18 protein-coding genes are annotated in these 16,178 nt (G+C 57.3%); 15 read left to right on the forward strand and 3 right to left on the reverse strand.

The window, feature by feature from the left end:
- The first annotated feature begins 4 nt into the window (after positions 1–4).
- From VGK14_RS00555 to VGK14_RS00590, 8 genes are all read left to right on the forward strand, one after another.
- Positions 5–901 carry a sugar ABC transporter permease gene (locus VGK14_RS00555; RefSeq protein ID WP_331506942.1) on the forward strand — a complete coding sequence of 299 codons (897 nt, stop codon included), beginning with the start codon at positions 5–7 and terminating at the stop codon, positions 899–901.
- Entirely contained in the window at positions 898–1,785 is an 888-nt protein-coding gene (locus VGK14_RS00560; RefSeq protein WP_331506943.1) for a carbohydrate ABC transporter permease, read from the forward strand. Before VGK14_RS00555 ends, VGK14_RS00560 begins: the two co-directional genes overlap by 4 nt.
- A gap of 2 nt (positions 1,786–1,787) precedes the next feature.
- On the forward strand, positions 1,788–2,861 hold the full coding sequence (locus tag VGK14_RS00565) for an ABC transporter ATP-binding protein (protein ID WP_331506944.1): 1,074 nt from the start codon (positions 1,788–1,790) through the stop codon (positions 2,859–2,861).
- A 14-nt stretch (positions 2,862–2,875) separates the two neighbouring features.
- Positions 2,876–3,520, forward strand: a complete 645-nt coding sequence (locus tag VGK14_RS00570; RefSeq protein WP_331506945.1) for an HAD hydrolase-like protein — start codon at positions 2,876–2,878, stop codon at positions 3,518–3,520.
- Between the two features lie 120 nt (positions 3,521–3,640).
- The gene (locus tag VGK14_RS00575; protein ID WP_331506946.1) at positions 3,641–5,152 is read left to right on the forward strand and encodes a tryptophan halogenase family protein; all 1,512 of its coding nucleotides are present in this window, start codon (positions 3,641–3,643) and stop codon (positions 5,150–5,152) included.
- Positions 5,153–5,325: 173 nt separating this feature from the next.
- Entirely contained in the window at positions 5,326–6,651 is a 1,326-nt protein-coding gene (locus VGK14_RS00580; RefSeq protein WP_331506947.1) for a glycoside hydrolase family 30 protein, read from the forward strand.
- A gap of 182 nt (positions 6,652–6,833) precedes the next feature.
- Positions 6,834–7,682, forward strand: coding sequence for an endonuclease/exonuclease/phosphatase family protein (locus VGK14_RS00585; protein WP_331506948.1), 849 nt, complete (start codon positions 6,834–6,836; stop codon positions 7,680–7,682).
- 262 nt (positions 7,683–7,944) lie between these two features.
- A complete protein-coding gene (locus tag VGK14_RS00590) occupies positions 7,945–8,541 on the forward strand; it encodes a YqiA/YcfP family alpha/beta fold hydrolase (RefSeq protein WP_331506949.1) in 597 nt (198 codons plus the stop codon).
- Here VGK14_RS00590 and VGK14_RS00595 read toward each other — a convergent pair.
- Positions 8,498–9,073, reverse strand: coding sequence for a DUF488 domain-containing protein (locus VGK14_RS00595; RefSeq protein ID WP_331506950.1), 576 nt, complete (start codon positions 9,071–9,073; stop codon positions 8,498–8,500). The genes VGK14_RS00590 and VGK14_RS00595 overlap by 44 nt on opposite strands.
- Before the next feature lie 102 nt (positions 9,074–9,175).
- Positions 9,176–10,078 (reverse strand): LysR family transcriptional regulator, encoded by a 903-nt coding sequence (locus tag VGK14_RS00600; RefSeq protein ID WP_331506951.1) that lies wholly within the window; start codon positions 10,076–10,078, stop codon positions 9,176–9,178.
- Positions 10,079–10,183: 105 nt separating this feature from the next.
- Between VGK14_RS00600 and VGK14_RS00605 the strand changes: the two genes are divergently transcribed.
- The 6 genes from VGK14_RS00605 to VGK14_RS00630 all read left to right on the forward strand — a co-directional run bounded on the left by VGK14_RS00605 (position 10,184) and on the right by VGK14_RS00630 (position 14,447).
- A complete protein-coding gene (locus VGK14_RS00605; RefSeq protein ID WP_331506952.1) occupies positions 10,184–10,786 on the forward strand; it encodes an FMN-dependent NADH-azoreductase in 603 nt (200 codons plus the stop codon).
- Between the two features lie 31 nt (positions 10,787–10,817).
- Positions 10,818–11,357 (forward strand): cytochrome b, encoded by a 540-nt coding sequence (locus tag VGK14_RS00610; RefSeq protein WP_331506953.1) that lies wholly within the window; start codon positions 10,818–10,820, stop codon positions 11,355–11,357.
- Positions 11,358–11,376: 19 nt separating this feature from the next.
- Positions 11,377–11,940 carry a YceI family protein gene (locus VGK14_RS00615; protein WP_331506954.1) on the forward strand — a complete coding sequence of 188 codons (564 nt, stop codon included), beginning with the start codon at positions 11,377–11,379 and terminating at the stop codon, positions 11,938–11,940.
- A 41-nt stretch (positions 11,941–11,981) separates the two neighbouring features.
- Entirely contained in the window at positions 11,982–12,548 is a 567-nt protein-coding gene (locus VGK14_RS00620) for a YceI family protein (protein WP_331506955.1), read from the forward strand.
- Between the two features lie 94 nt (positions 12,549–12,642).
- Positions 12,643–13,500, forward strand: a complete 858-nt coding sequence (locus VGK14_RS00625) for a pirin family protein (protein WP_331506956.1) — start codon at positions 12,643–12,645, stop codon at positions 13,498–13,500.
- Positions 13,497–14,447 carry a glutathione S-transferase family protein gene (locus VGK14_RS00630; RefSeq protein WP_331506957.1) on the forward strand — a complete coding sequence of 317 codons (951 nt, stop codon included), beginning with the start codon at positions 13,497–13,499 and terminating at the stop codon, positions 14,445–14,447. The genes VGK14_RS00625 and VGK14_RS00630 overlap by 4 nt, the downstream gene beginning before the upstream one ends.
- A gap of 79 nt (positions 14,448–14,526) precedes the next feature.
- Here VGK14_RS00630 and VGK14_RS00635 read toward each other — a convergent pair whose 3' ends face one another.
- Complete coding sequence (locus VGK14_RS00635) at positions 14,527–15,249, reverse strand: phosphatase PAP2 family protein (protein ID WP_331506958.1); 723 nt, start codon at positions 15,247–15,249, stop codon at positions 14,527–14,529.
- A 702-nt stretch (positions 15,250–15,951) separates the two neighbouring features.
- Here VGK14_RS00635 and VGK14_RS00640 point away from each other — a divergent pair.
- Positions 15,952–16,178 (forward strand): transposase (locus VGK14_RS00640; RefSeq protein WP_331506959.1); only part of this gene is annotated, 227 nt, incomplete at its 3' end.

Below are 16,178 nucleotides of genomic sequence, written 5' to 3' on the forward strand. Positions count from 1 at the left end.
GCTCATGAAAACCAAGCCAAACCACTGGAAAAAACAGGCGACCTCCTGGGCCGCCTTGCTGCCCATGGCGCTGATCGTCGTGGTGGGCTATCTCGGCACGGTGCTGTGGACGCTGAAGATTTCCGTCAGCAGTTCGCGCACCTTCCCGACCAACGATTTCGTCGGCTTGACCCAATATCTGCGCCTGTTCGGCAACGATCGCTGGCTGCTCTCCCTGCACAACCTCGCCGTCTACGGCGTACTGTTCATCGCGGCCACCATGCTCATCGGCTTCCTGCTGGCGGTGTTCATCGACCAGAAGGTCAAGGGGGAGGGCGTGCTTCGCACCATCTTCCTCTATCCCTACGCCATGTCGTTCGTCGCCACCGGCCTGGCCTGGCAATGGATGCTCAACCCCGAGGCCGGCATCCAGCACGCGGTGCGAAAAGCCGGCTTCGCCGATTTCAGATTCGACTGGATCGCCGATCAGGATATGGCCATCTACACCATCATAATCGCCACGGTGTGGCAGGCTTCCGGCTTGGTGATGGCCCTGATGCTGGCCGGCCTGCGCGGCATTGACGGGGAAATCTGGAAATCCGCGCGCATCGATGGCATTCCGGCATGGCGCGTCTATGTCTCGATCATGTTGCCCATGCTGGGCCCTTCGGTGGCGACCGCCTTCGTGCTGCTGTCCACCGCCGTCATCAAGCTGTTCGACGCGGTGGTGGCGATGACCCAAGGCGGCCCCGGCATCGCCACCGAAGTGCCGACCAAGTTCATCATGGATCACCTGTTCGGCCGCGCGAACATCGCGCTGGCCTCTGCCGGTTCCGTCGTCATGCTGCTTACCGTGCTGGCCCTGGTCGCACCATACCTCTACGCCCGCAGCCATGCGACCGGCTACAGGGAGGGCGCATGAGCCACTCCACCGCCGCGACGCTGCGCATCCGCAAGCTGCCAAGCCCGGCACGGATCGGGGTCTATGCGTTTCTGATCTCTGCCGCCGCCTTCTTCGTGCTGCCGCTGTACATCATGCTGGTCACCTCAGTAAAGAGCATGGAGGAGATTCAACTCGGCAACATCTTTGCCCTGCCAATCAGCTTCACCATCGAGCCTTGGCGGGCGGCCTGGAGTTCGGCCTGCACCGGCGTCGCCTGCGAGGGCATCCGCGGCGGCTTCCTGAACTCGCTGGCCATTACCATCCCCAGCACCATCCTGCCTATCCTGTTCGGCGCGCTCAACGGTTATGCCCTGTCTTTCTGGCGTCCCCGCGGCGCCAACCTGCTGTTTGCCGTCCTCATGATGGGCGCCTTCATTCCCGTGCAGGTGATGATGTTTCCGCTGGTGCGCATCCTCGCCATGCTTGGCCTATTCAGCTCCTTGCCCGGCATCGTGCTGGTCCACCTGGTGTTCAGCATGCCGGTAATGACATTGCTGTTCCGCAACTACTATGCTTCGATTCCGCAGGAGCTGTTCAAGGCGGCGCGCATCGATGGCGGTGGATTCCTGCGCATTTTCTTCCAGCTGATGCTGCCCATGTCGGTTCCCATCATCATCGTCGCCACCATCATGCAGGTGACCGGCGTCTGGAACGATTACATCCTGGGCCTGGTATTCGCCGGACGCGACAACCTGCCGATGACGGTGCAGCTCAATAACGTCATCAACACCACGACCGGGGTCAGGCTCTATAACGTCAACATGGCGGCGACCATCCTCACCTCGCTGGCGCCGCTGACGATCTATTTCATTTCCGGGCGCTGGTTCGTGCGCGGCATCGCCGCCGGCGCAGTCAAGGGGTAACAATGGCCAACGTCAGTATTCGCAATCTCAGCGTCAGTCTCGGCGACAACGAGATCATCAACAACCTGGATCTCGACGTGACTGAGGGCGAATTCCTGGTACTGCTCGGCCCCTCTGGCTGCGGCAAATCCACCCTGCTGCACAGCATTGCCGGCCTGAACGAGGTAGCTGACGGTACCATCGAGATCGGCGGACAGGACATGACCTGGGCCGACCCGAGCCAGCGCAACATTGGCATGGTGTTCCAGTCATACGCCCTGTACCCCACCATGACGGTGGAACGTAACATGTCTTTCGCCCTGCGCATCAAGGGCATGCCGGCTGCCGAAATCGAGCATCGGGTACGGCAGGCGGCGGAAATCCTGCACCTGGAACCGCTACTCAAACGCAAGCCCTCTCAGCTATCGGGCGGCCAGTGCCAGCGCGTCGCCATCGGTCGCGCTCTGGTACGCGAAGCCGGCGTATTCCTGTTCGACGAGCCACTCTCCAACCTCGACGCCAAGCTGCGTACCGAGCTGCGCCGCGAACTGAAGCTGCTGCACAAGCGCTTGCGCTCGACGATGATCTACGTGACGCATGACCAGGTCGATGCGATGACCCTGGCCAACCGCATCGTCGTCATGCGCAACGGCTGCATCCTGCAGATTGGCGCACCGAGCGAAGTCTATGAAAAACCCGAAAACCTGTTCGTTGCAGGATTTCTGGGCACGCCGGGCATGAATTTTATCAACGGCAAGCTGGCTGTAACTGCAGGAACCACGGCTTTCGTTGCAATGCCGCTCAACCTGGATCTGTCAGGTTATGCTTTCCGCCAGCCACCGACCGCAGGACGGGCCGTCACCCTCGGCATCCGCCCGGAGCACATCCGCATCGTGCCACAGGGCAGCCTGCAAGGCGTTATTTGCCTCGTCGAGCCGATGGGCAACCACCAGATCGTGTGGATTGATTGTTGCGGCAACATGATCTCCAGCATCGTCCACGGAGTGATCGAGTACCGTCCCGATCAGCCGGTACGCTTCGATATCGACGGCTCCAAGGCCTCGCTCTTCGACCAGGCCGGGGAACAGCGACTCTAGCTCTATCAGACCGCATGAAGACTCGCCCTTTTCTTATCTTTGACCTCGATGGCACCATCAGCGATCCAGCCGTCGGGATTGAGCGCTCAATAAACTATGCCCTGCAACACTATGGGTATCCAACTATCTCTGAGAACGAAGTGCCTCAATTCATTGGACCACCATTGGATATTTCCTTTGGTGCAATCACTGGGAATTCAGCGCCGGAGCGCATAGCCAACCTGATGGCGAAATACCGAGAGCGCTATGCTGCAATCGGGTACTCCGAAAATACACTTTACGAAGGCATCCCTGAAGCCCTGAACGCCCTCGCCTCTGCCGGCGTACCTATCGGCCTATGCACTTCAAAGCCCGTAAACTTTGCTGAGAACATTCTTCGCCTGTTTGGGCTACGAGAGCATTTTCACTTCCTCAACGGGGGCGGAATTGGGATTCACAAGAAGCAGCAACTTGCTGAATTGCTATCCAGCGGCAGCATTTGCGAAGCCTCTATCATGATCGGAGACCGTGCTGTCGACATTGAAGCCGCAAGAGCAAATGGGCTGGGGGCAATTGGCGTTCTATGGGGCCATGGCTCCATAGAGGAACTGCAGACTGCAGGCCCAAACAAATTGCTAAAGAGTCCAAACCAACTCAACGAGTTAAGGTATGTGGTCTAACATTGCAGCCGAAAGAATTGCTGGAAAACCACGCCTCTTGTTTCCCTATGCGGTTTCGCCGCTCCGGCGGCCCCCCGCAATACGTTTGAACTCGTATCTTAATAAAGAAAGGATCCCCTCATGAGCAGCATCAGACGCATCGTGATTGTCGGCGGCGGCACCGCGGGCTGGATGACCGCAGCAGCGTTGGCCAAGACCTTGCATCGCGAATACTCGATCCGCCTGATCGAGTCCGACGAGATCGCCATCATCGGCGTGGGCGAAGCGACCATCCCGCCCATTCGGGATTTCAACAAGGCACTGGGGATCGACGAGGACGATTTCCTCAGGAACACCCAGGGCACGTTCAAGCTGGGAATCGAGTTCGTCAACTGGCACCGGATGGGTGCCTCCTATATACATGCCTTCGGCCGGCTCGGACATGACCTCAAGGGCGTCCCCTTCGACCATTACTGGCTGCGTCAATATCTGGCCGGCAAGGCCTCCGCACTGGAAAAATACTCGATCAACGCCATGGCGTCGAGCCAAGCCAAATGCATGCGTGCGGTGACCGACATGCCCGGCTCCCCGATGGGCGATATCGCCCATGCGTTCCATTTTGATGCTTCGCTTTACGCACGTTATCTGCGCACCTACAGCGAGGCCCGCGGGGTGCAGCGGACGGAAGGCAAGATCGTTGGCGTAACACAACGTGAACCGGATGGCCACATTGACGAGTTGGTGCTTGAGAGTGGGGAGCGGATTAACGGTGACCTGTTTATAGATTGCTCCGGAATGCGCGGCCTGCTGATCGAGCAGACACTCAAGACCGGTTTTGAGGACTGGAGCCACTGGTTGCCTTGCGACCGGGCCATTGCCGTGCCCTGCGCGTCCACCATGCCGCCGCTGCCTTATACACGTTCAACGGCACACGACGCCGGCTGGCAATGGCGCATCCCGCTGCAACACCGGATAGGCAATGGGCATGTCTTCAGTAGCCAATTCATGAGCGAAGACGAAGCTGCCTCCATACTGCTCAGCAACCTTGATAGCGAACAGCTGGTGGAGACGAGAACTATACGCTACGTTACCGGCAAGCGGCGCAAACTGTGGAACCGGAACTGCATCGCGATCGGTCTCTCCAGCGGCTTTCTGGAGCCGCTGGAATCCACCAGCATCCACCTCATTCAGACCATGATCGCCCGCCTCATACGCTTCCTGCCCAATCACGGTTTCATCCGGGCCGATATCGACGAATTCAATGCCCAAGCCGAGTTCGAATACGAACGCATACGCGATTTCATTATCCTCCACTACAAGGCCACCGAGCGGAACGACACACCTTTCTGGCAATACTGCCAGAACATGTCGATCCCACCGACGCTGCAGAAAAAGATCGATCTGTATCGCGGCAACGGCCGGATACTCCGGGAAAACAACGAGCTTTTCTCCGAGTACAGTTGGCTTCAGGTTCTGCACGGTCAAGGCATCCGCCCAAGCAGCTACTCACCTTTGGCCAACAACCTGCAAGAAGATGAATTGACCGACTTTTTAGATGGCGTTGAGAACATTATCGGGAAATGCATCGCCGTCATGCCGACCCATGCCGAATTCATCGCAGCACATTGCTCGGCCAACAGCCAACCTGGATAGAAGGAATGCGAAAAATGTCAAGACCTCGGCCTTATGCCATGTCATCGTGCCCAGTCTGGCTAACCATAATCTGCCTGCTGGCAACTTTTGTCATGACAGCCTGCGGGTCGCTGGCAGGTACATCGAGGCTAAGCCCTTCCACCAGCGGTAGTGGTCCGATGGTGCAAGTTTGGGTGACGACCACCGACCGCGCCAAGCTACTCTCGCGCGAAGCGGATGTTTCCTTCACTGACGCAGTCCCCCTGTCGGCCAACATCGACGTCGATCCGTCGGTAAGGCACCAGGAAATGGTCGGTTTTGGCGCAGCCATCACCGATGCCTCGGCGTGGCTGATACAAAACAGAATGAACGCGGACCAACGCGCAGCCCTGCTGCGAGAATTATTCGGTAGCACGCCCGGGCTTAGTCTCAGCTTCACCCGGCTGACCATCGGCGCCTCCGACTTCTCGCGCACCCATTACAGCTTCGACGACGTCCCAGTTGGTCAGACCGATCCGACCCTAGACCACTTCTCCATCGACGCCAACCGAGCCGAAGTGCTGCCGCTGGTCAAGAGCGCTCTGGCGCTCAACCCCAATCTTCACATTATGGCCTCGCCTTGGAGCGCGCCGGGATGGATGAAGACTACCGATAGCCTCATCAAGGGCAGCCTGCGTCCCGAGGCCTACGAAGCCTTCAGCGAGTACATGCTGCGCTACATCGAAGCCTATGCGGGAGAAGGCGTGCCGATCTATGCCATCACGCTGCAGAACGAACCGCACTTCGAACCGGCCGACTACCCTGGCATGCGTATTGAATCGGCAGCCCGTGCCCGCTTGGTCGGTCAGCACATCGGCCCACGCATGGCCCAACGTGGCTTGAGCACACGCATTCTGGACTGGGATCACAACTGGGACGAACCCAGTTCGCCCCTTACGGTACTCGCCGATGCCACGGCCAACGGCTACATCAGCGGCATAGCGTGGCACTGCTACGGCGGCGATGTAAACGCGCAAACAACGGTACACGATGTCCACCCGGACAAGGAAACCTACTTAACGGAATGTTCCGGTGGCGAATGGGAATCCATCAAGAATGACGGGCTGACCTGGCTCACCCGCAATCTGATCATCGGTTCCACACGCGGCTGGGCGAAGGGCGTGCTGTTCTGGAACCTGGCGCTGGACGAAAACCACGGTCCGCACCTCGGTGGCTGCAACGACTGCCGCGGTGTGGTTACCATCAATTCAACCAACGGCGCGGTTACTCGCAACGCCGAATACTACGCACTCGCCCACGCCAGCCGCTTCGTTCGCCCGGGCGCGCGCCGCATCGACTCCAGCACGATGGCAGGGCAACTGGATACGGTTGCCTTCCAGAATGCAGATGACAATTCACTGGTACTGATTGCCGCAAACTCGACCACGGAAAGTCGGTATTTCTCGGTTCGAGCCGCCGAACGGACCTTTCAATACACGTTGCCCGCGAAGAGCATCGCAACGTTCGTCTGGCAACCGTGATCCATGACAGGTGGCAATCTGACCTCAGCGCTGGTATCGAGCGTGGGGTTTATGATGTGGAAAGAAGTGCCTATCTGTAATCGGACTTAACTATGACTCAAGTAATAATAAATGATGTTCACATACGCCAATTTCATCGCCGAGCATTGCGTCGCAGGTCAGTCATGAGGCGTCACGGACGATTGAACCTGACGGGGTTGCTCGCGCTGATAATGTCGGTGTTGATGACCGCTTCGGCTGCGTTGGCCGGCGACCACGCGCCGATCAATGTGGCCACCTATAACCTGCGACTGAACACGCCCAACGATGGCCCCAATGTGTGGGGGCTGCGCAGGGAAGCGGTAAAGGCATTGATCCACTATCATGAGTTCGATCTGTTCGGTACCCAGGAAGCCCTGCCAGAGCAGATTAAGGATCTCGAAGCACTGTCTGAGTATACGCATGTAGACGTTGGACGAGACGACGGCAAAAACGCCGGAGAACACTCGGCAATCTTTTACAGGAGCGCGCGCTTTGCCTTACTCACCCACGGCGACTTCTGGCTCAGCGAAACACCCGGCCTGCCTTCAAAGGGCTGGGACACACGCTGCTGCAACAGGCTGGCCACTTGGGTTCGCCTACAGGACAAAACCAATGGCAAGACGCTATTGGCAGTGTCAGTACACTTCGACCACGAGGGAGAAGTGGCACGGCGCGAGTCAGCCAAGCTGTTGCTGCGCTGGCTGAAGAGCCAAGGGGCCGGCGATGCGGTCATCGCGCTTGGCGACTTCAACTCGACACCTGACACTGAGCAAATCCTGGCCATGAAGACTGCAATGCGCGACGCCAGAACCATTTCGGTCACACCAGCCTACGGCCCCTTGGCAACTTTCAACGACTTCAAGTTTGGCCTTGCACCGATCCAGCTCATCGACTACATCTTTCTCGGCCCCAATATCCGGGTATTGAAGTACGCAGTGCTAACTGACTCGGATGGACAGCGCTACCCTTCCGACCATTTCCCGGTGCTGGCGCGCATAGAGCTGGAATGATCGTGAGCCAAGCCAGAAGCTTCCCTCCCAATTAAGTGACCCCCGCAAAGCCGGGGGTTTACCTCACTTAATTACATGCAGCCAAGTTCGCACACGCGAATGATGCAACAGCCTTTTTGTTCCATACCGTACGGAGGATGGCCTTGGAGCAGCGCTTTTAATCCGCCTGAGTCTCTAGATCCTATCCATTTGCGCTTTATCATATCGCGACGGCAGAGCATGCGTCTCTACCGCCATGATGTACACTTGAAAATGAGGCCAATTGAAAAACTCTCTGATCTATCTGCCTGGCTTCAATTCCGGGCCGCAAAGTGAAAAATCGGCCCAATTGAAGCTGCAGTTCCCGCAATTGGCAGTCGCCAGCTATGACTCATGGAATCCCGACAACGGTTATCGACAGATAGACGCCCTGTTCCGTCCCGATCTGGACAAGAATCTCGTGCTGATCGGCTCTTCGCTCGGCGGATTCTGGGCTTACCAGTTCGCAAAGAAATACGGCCTGAAATGCGTGCTGCTGAATCCCTGCATGTCGCCGGAAATCACGCTCAAACCTTTTATCGGCGCGGTCGAGAATATGTACTCGAAGAAAAAAGGCGTTCTCAAACCGGAATACCTGCTGAGATATTCCGTTTATCGCTTTTCAGGGGGCGCGCAATGCACGGTGCTGCACGAGAAGGGCGACGAGCTGATCCCCTATCGCGAAAGCGTGGAAAATTTTGCCGGCCAAGCCAAACTGGTATTGCTGGAAGGCGGTAGCCATCGTTTTGTCAATGTTCAGCGCGCCATCGAAGAGATCAAGGCGTTGCAATCCGCCCCTATCCGTCAGGCCATGAATCCAGGAGTGGCGGCGGATAAGTAATCACCGCACCCTCGACTTTGGCAAAAGATGTCAATGCATGTACTTCACGGCGCGTCCGGCTGGCGATTTCTTCCACCCGCACGCCATGCACCGTCAACGCATCGGCAATCAACGATCGATGGCAACGCCATGGCATGGCCTCGGCACACATCGTCGCCACCCGCTCCCGCTTCGCCAGCTCGATCAGCTTAGCCAGATTCCCGGCGAAATCCGGCGTCTGCATGTAATCGGCATACCCGCGGAATGATTCATTGCGCCATCCCGCATTCGGTGACGGCGAGCTGGTGTGCCGAAAACCTCCGAGGCCGGCCATATGGATATAGCGTATATCGGCGAGCTCCAGCGATGCTGCCAAAGCTTCGCGACTGAATTGGGGATTGTGACGGGAGCGCGGAACGGTACGCACGTCCATCAGGCAAGTTACCTCATGGGCCTTGAGCAGGCCGATAAACTCTTCAATGGATCGCGTGGAATGTCCCACGGTCAACACAAGGAGTTGAGCTGGAAAATCACTCCCGCTTTTACTGATCATAAAAATATAGTCCGCCCAAACCAATAATCAAGCCATTTCCAGTCGGTTTTAATAGATCAGCGCAATGAGCATTCATTTCATACAAAGGAAATGTCGGGATTCTCATTCTTCGGCCACATCTTCCCACCTAACCGATTCCGCGATGATTTCCGCCAGACGCCTTACCCCAGGCCCCGCAAAGTCCGGGCTGGCCAGAATCAGGTAGAGCGGCACCTCGCGCGTACCGCCCTCCCTTAAGGGTAGCGGCCGGAGCATCCCTGTCTGCAGTTCCTCGCGGATATGCTCCTCTGGCAGCCAGGCAAAGCCATATCCCATACAGACTGCCTGGATCGATGTGGCGACCTGGCTCACCGTCCAACGTTGATCCACCTCGACAGATACTGCGCGCCGGTCGCGCTTGGTACCCGAATCCCGCACCACCAAATGGCGATATGCGCGCAGGTCACGATAGGTCAATTCTCGGCCATGATGATTTAAAGGGTGATCGGCATGAGCCACCGCGAGCAACCGTATTCGCATCAAGAGCTCGCCCAGAAATCCGGGCGGCAGCTGCGGCGAAATCGCCAGATCCGCCTCTCCCTTGAGCAGCGCATCCGAAGTTCCGCCCAGCACCGACTCGATCAACTCGACCCGCGTGCGGGGGCTCTCCTGGCCAAAACGCTCCAGACACGTCAATAGCAGACGAGAGGGAAAGAGGATTTCAGCTGCAATGTGTATCTCAGCCTCCCAGCCGGCCGACAGCCTGTGGGCCGCCCGCTCCAGATCGTTTGCCTCGTCCACCAGCGCCAGCGCGCGTCGGTAGAGCATCTGTCCGGTTGGCGTGAGGATCGCCTTGCGTCCTTGAATCTCGAACGCTCTCACCTCAAGCAATGACTCTATTTTTTGTACCGCATAGGTGACGGCAGACTGGCTCTTGTACAGCTTTTCCGCCGCCTGGGCGTAACCGCCCGCGTCCACGACTGCGATCAATGATCGCCATTGCTCCAGGGTGATATGAGGTGCCATCACAACCTATCTAATTAATAGATTATTAATACCAGATTATTGTACTTTTTTATCTGATGAATAAGAAGTTAAATAACATCACTTTCATTGATGGAGAGAAATACCATGAAAACTTTGCTACAGCTTAATTCAAGCATCTTCTCTTCCGGCGGCCAGTCCAGCCAGCTCGCCGATCAGTTTGTCGCCGCATGGCGCACGAGCGAGCCGGATGCGCATGTGGTCGTCCGCGACCTGGCACACGCCCCCTTACCTCACCTGGACGCCCAGCGCGTTCTGGCGTTCTTCGCACAACCCGACGCGCGGACCCCCGAACAACAAACTTACGTCGCCGAATCGGATGCACTGATCGAAGAGATCAGGCAGGCACAGGTCGTCGTCATTGGCCTGCCGATGTACAACTTCGGCATCCCCTCGACGCTGAAGGCCTACTTTGACCAGATTGCCCGCGCCGGGGTGACCTTCCGCTACACCGCAAACGGTCCCGAGGGGCTGCTCACAGGCAAGAAAGCTTACATCTTCGCCGCCCGGGGCGGAATGTACGCCGGTACGCCGCTGGACAGTCAAACCAGCTATGTGCGCGACTTCCTCGGCCTTCTGGGCATTACCGATGTCGTGTTCGTCTATGCCGAAGGCCTCAACATGGGCGAGATAGCCAAGGAGGCGGCGCTGAGCGAAGCCAGGCAGCGTCTCGCCGAATTGGTGGCTTGAGGACAGGCAACGGCCACGTTCAGGAGCATCCATGAACCATACCCGCTATACCGCCACCGCCATCGGCCTGCATTGGCTCATGGCAATGCTGCTGATCGCGCTCTTTGCCGTTGGCATCTATATGCACGAGCTGCCATTGTCGCCCTGGAAACTGCATATCTATTCCTGGCACAAATGGGCTGGCGTGACCACCTTCCTGCTCGTGCTGGCGCGCCTGACCTGGCGTTTTGCCCATCGCCCGCCGGCATTGCCCGGCACCATGCCGGCAGCGATGCAGCTGGCGGCCCACGCCGGTCATGCCACGCTCTACCAGCTGATGATCGCCATTCCCCTCTCGGGCTGGCTGATGAGTTCGGCCAAGGGTTTCCAGACCGTCTATTTCGGCATCCTGCCTATCCCCGATCTGATGGGTAAGGACAAGGCGCTGGGCGACCTGCTGCAAAACGTGCATCAGACCCTCAATTTCCTGCTCGTTGCCATGGTGATCGGCCATGCCGGCGCCGCCCTCAAGCATCACCTGATCGACAAGGATGATGTGCTCGCCCGCATGCTGCCCCGGCATTTCCGTTAACGCTCATGGAGAAATCATCATGAAACACAACATTCCCGCCGTACTGCTGGGCAGCCTTGCCCTCGCATCTCTGGCCCAGGCTGCTGAATTCACCAGTATCCAGGCCGACAAGAGCACCCTCGGTTTTGTCTATACGCAGATGGGTGTGCCGGTGGATGGGCATTTCAAGAAATTTGCTGCCCTGCTAAGTTTTGACCCGGCCAAGCCCGCGTCTGCCAGAGCGGTGTTTGATCTGGACCTGGCCAGCATCGATGCCGGTTCACAGGAAGCCAATGACGAGGTTGCCGGTAAGGCTTGGTTCAACACCAAAGCTTTCCCCCGGGCTAAATTCGAATCCACCGGCGTCAAGGCCCTGGGCGGCAACCGCTACGAGGTCAGCGGAAAGATGAGCATCAAAGGGCGAACGCAAACGGTTTCAGCGCCCTTCACGTTCAACCCGCAAGGCAATGTTGCGGTTGTTGACGGTGCGTTTGTGCTGAAACGCGCCGACTTCGCCATCGGCGAAGGGACCTGGGCCGACTTCGGCACCGTCGCCAATGAAATACAGATCAAGTTCCACTTCCTGGCCAACGCCGGGAAATAATGTTTCACCCTTTTATCACTATCTTTACAAGGAGACACACCATGAAACGCTTTGCCTTTCTGACCCTCGCAGCGACCATTTCCACCGCAACCCTCGCCGCCCCGGAAACCTATGTCATCGACAGTACCCATACATTACCGCGCTTTTCCTACAGCCACTTTGGCTATTCCACCCAACTGAGCCGCTTCGACAAGACCTCCGGCAAGATCGTCATTGATCGCGCGGCGAAAACCGGCTCGGTGGACGTCACCATGACCACCACCTCGGTGGATACCGGCTACCCCCTGTTCAACGAACACATCCAGGGCGAAGATTTCCTCTCTACCGCCAAGTACCCCACGGCCACCTTTACCTCCAGCAAGGTCAACTTCGATGGCGAAAAGGTAACCTCCGTCGATGGCAGCCTCACGCTCAAAGGTGTCACCAAGCCGGTTACGCTAAACGTGACTTCCTTCCAGTGCATGCCGCACCCAATCCTGAAGAAGGACGCTTGCGGCGCCAACGCGACCGCGGTCGTGAAGCGCACCGACTTCAATATGGGCAAATACGCCCCTTACGTCGGTGACGATGTCACTCTCACCATCCCCGTTGAAGCCGTCAAGGAATAAGCCTTGGGCTAAAGCAGCGATCCTTGAATTCATGCCGGAATGGCAATAGGCGGCGACATGCCCCGGTTGCCGTTCCGGCATTAAGGAGTACGACATGCACACACGCACGCTACAGCAAGTGATCCGATCCATCCCCACCTCCGATGGCGGTGGCGTCAAGCTGCGCCGCAGCCTTGGACAGGCGCCAGGGCTGCGCCTCGACCCATTCCTGATGCTGGACGAGTTTTCTTCCGAAAATGCCGACGACTACATTGCCGGCTTCCCCGACCACCCGCATCGTGGATTCGAAACGGTAACCTACATGCTGGACGGCCACATGTTGCATCAGGACCATCTGGGCAACCAGGGCGATTTGCAAAGTGGTGGCGCGCAGTGGATGACCGCGGGACGCGGCATCATCCACTCCGAAATGCCCCAACAGGAGAGTGGGCGCATGCGCGGATTTCAGCTTTGGGTGAACCTGCCGGCGCGCGAGAAAATGAAGCCGGCCGCTTACCGGGACATCCAGCCCGAGGAAATCCCCTTAATAAACCTGCCGGACGAAGGCCAGGTCAAAGTCATCGCAGGCACTGCAGAAATTGATGGCAAAATCATCCTGGGGCCGATTCAGGGGCTGAGCACCGAGCCTTTGTTTCTGGATGTTCTGCTCCCGGCTGGCGGACATTTTACCCACCCGCTCGTCCCAGACCACAACGCGTTTATTTATCCCTACGAGAACCGGGTCGAGATCGGCTCGATGGCGGAGAGGCGTGCGCTGGAGCCGCACACCGCGGGAGTGCTCTCCGCAGGCAATCGCATGGAAGTCCATGCCGGAGATGCGGCTGCCGCTTTTCTGGTACTCGCCGCCCGCCCCTTGCGGGAGCCGGTGGTTCAGTACGGCCCCTTTGTCATGAACACCCGAGAGGAGATCGAGCAGGCAATCGCCGACTATCAGAACAGCCGACTGGCATGAGTGGTTATCTGCAGAACGGTCGGTGGCACGAAGGCTGGTATGACACCGCGGCGACGGCAGGTGAATTCGTACGTCCTCAGGCCGTCTTTCGCAGCATGGTCACGGCAGACGGTTCTAGCGATTATCTGGCGGAGCCCGGACGCTATCGCCTCTATGTATCGCTGGCCTGCCCTTGGGCGCACCGCACGCTCGTCGTCAGGGCCTTGAAAGGACTTGAAGCGAGCATTCCTGTTTCCATCGTCGAGCCGGTAATGGCCGGGCAGGGTTGGGCGTTCAGCCCGGCACTGCCTGATCACGCCAACGGCTTCGCCCATTTGCATCAACTCTACACCGCCGTCCGCGCCGACTACAGCGGCCGGGTCACGGTACCAGTACTGTGGGACACGGCGACGCGCACTATCGTCAGCAACGAGTCCGCGGACATCGTGCGCATGCTGAACAGCGCGTTCAACGCATACGGAGTCGCAGCACTCGACCTGTATCCGCAGGCGCTCCGTGCGAAAATCGACCGCATCAACGCATTTGTCTACGAGAACATCAATAACGGTGTCTATCGTTGCGGCTTTGCCACCAGCCAGCCTTCTTACGAACGGGCGTTCAGAAGGCTTTTCCATGCACTCGATTGGGTCGAGGCGCGGCTTGCCGGACAACCGTACCTGGTGAGCAATATTCCTACGGAGGCCGACTGGCGCCTGTTCACGACGCTGGTACGTTTTGATGCGGTTTACTACGGGCACTTCAAATGCAACCGTAATCGCATGGTCGACTTCCCGTATCTATCGCGATACCTGCGAGCGCTTTACCAGACGCCAGGCATTGCGGCGACGGTAAATATGGAGCACATCAAGCACCACTACTACATGAGCCATCCGCACATCAATCCGACGCGGATTGTTCCCGCCGGCCCCAAGCTCGATTTCACATTGCCAGCCTTTAAACAAGGCTGAAAGGTACCTAGCGGGTCAGGAGCAAGCTTCAATGTCCAAGCCCATCCAGCCGCTAGGGGCAATCGGCTGGAGCGGATTGTTAAGCGTAACGTAATTCAAGTGCAACGCTCATCGCCAGAGGCAGAAACGCTCCGATGCACGCAGCGACCAGTACGTCAGTTGGCCAGTGCACACCAAGCACTAGACGCGAAATGGCGACAAGAAATATCCATAAGATCGCTATTGACAGCGCGAGCTTGCGCGCCGCTGGCCTGATTCGGCTCACGCAAAGAGCAGCAGCGGTAGCGAATGCCGCGACAACTAGCGTATGCCCACTGGGAAAGCTGGAACCCCAATACCACGCTGTGTCCCACAGCGCCGGCCGAGTTCGGCCGACCACCGTTTTGACAACATAAATCACAATCGCACCGCTGATCACCGAAGCTGCGACAAGGAGAGCCTCGAAGCGGTGCCTTGTGCACAGAAGGGCGATTGTAGCGAGGGTCGCGAGCGGAAACAGAACCCTTGATGACCCTGTAAACGTGACCGCTTCGAAGAACCCGTTTAACGTGCTCGGAACGTGACTATGGATGAAAAGCAAGACGGCACTGTCGATCGGACCTGATTCTCCGCCGAGCACATCTTCGCTCACTTTAACTGTGGATACCGCGAGAACGAGCACCAATAGAGTGGTCAAGCGGCGTTTCTCCAGCGGTCCGGACCATGCGGGTTGCTTGCGGCGCACGTACGCATCAAGGACGAAATAAAGGCAGACGACGATGAGCGCCAGCTTCACGATGTCTTCGATCAGCTCGAAAATCACGCGCGCTCCGACTGGCACCTGCCAAATGAAGCCGTGAGTAGGACGACTGAAAGACCATCCTTCGGGGCAATTCGCGACTGCCGGCGACTCATAAGATTCCGTTCCTCATGGTGGTCAGCGAAACATCCGACAGTTTATAACGAATGAGTGCTAGTGGCCGTTTGCAGTGGTCAAAAACCGGCCTATCCTGTTGAAAAACTCTTCTGCTTCCTGTTATGGATGGCAGACGGCACAACTGGTCAACTGCACCGGAATTCCCACATCAATCAGTATTCATGGCGCGGTTGATGATCTAAGGTATTAATCAAGTGAAAAAAGCAGGCACAGAGTTTCACTGGGTCTGCTTTCATATTTGTTGAAAACCCCCGACAGACTTTATTTTTCCATCATCATTGATCGGAGAAAATTAAATCTGTCGAGAATAACCTACTAACTTACTGATTTTAATTGAGGAATAAATTAGAAAATCAGCTACAAAGCCTGTCGAAACGGGCGCAACTCGTTCGCTTAGACCAGTTCTAGAAATAAAGTCAGTATTCTTTAATACCCTGTTTCATAAAACATACGTCAACAATGCTCCGTCCACGCTTCAACGATCATCACCATTGCAAGTGTATCAAGCTCACAGTAGCGTAATAATGAATCGCCCCTAATGCACTAGACACCTTTCAGCCTTAAACTAAGGCGTCAAATGGAGGTGTCATGAGCAGCAAGCGTTACGCAGAAGAATTCAAGATCGAAGCGGTAAAACAGATCACCGAGCGGCGTTATCCGGTGGCAGAGGTTTTCGCCCGGCTGGGTGTGTCGCAGCACAGCTTGTACGAGTGGGTCAGGAAGTACAGCCAGCCAGCTCCAGTTCGCATCGAAGCCCAAAGCCAGCAAGCCGAATTGCGACGTCTACAGGCGGAACTGAAGCGGGTCACGGAGGA

Origin of the sequence: Novimethylophilus sp. (genome assembly GCF_036504375.1) — a bacterium.
In the GTDB taxonomy this organism is placed as follows: Bacteria; Pseudomonadota; Gammaproteobacteria; order Burkholderiales; family Methylophilaceae; genus Novimethylophilus.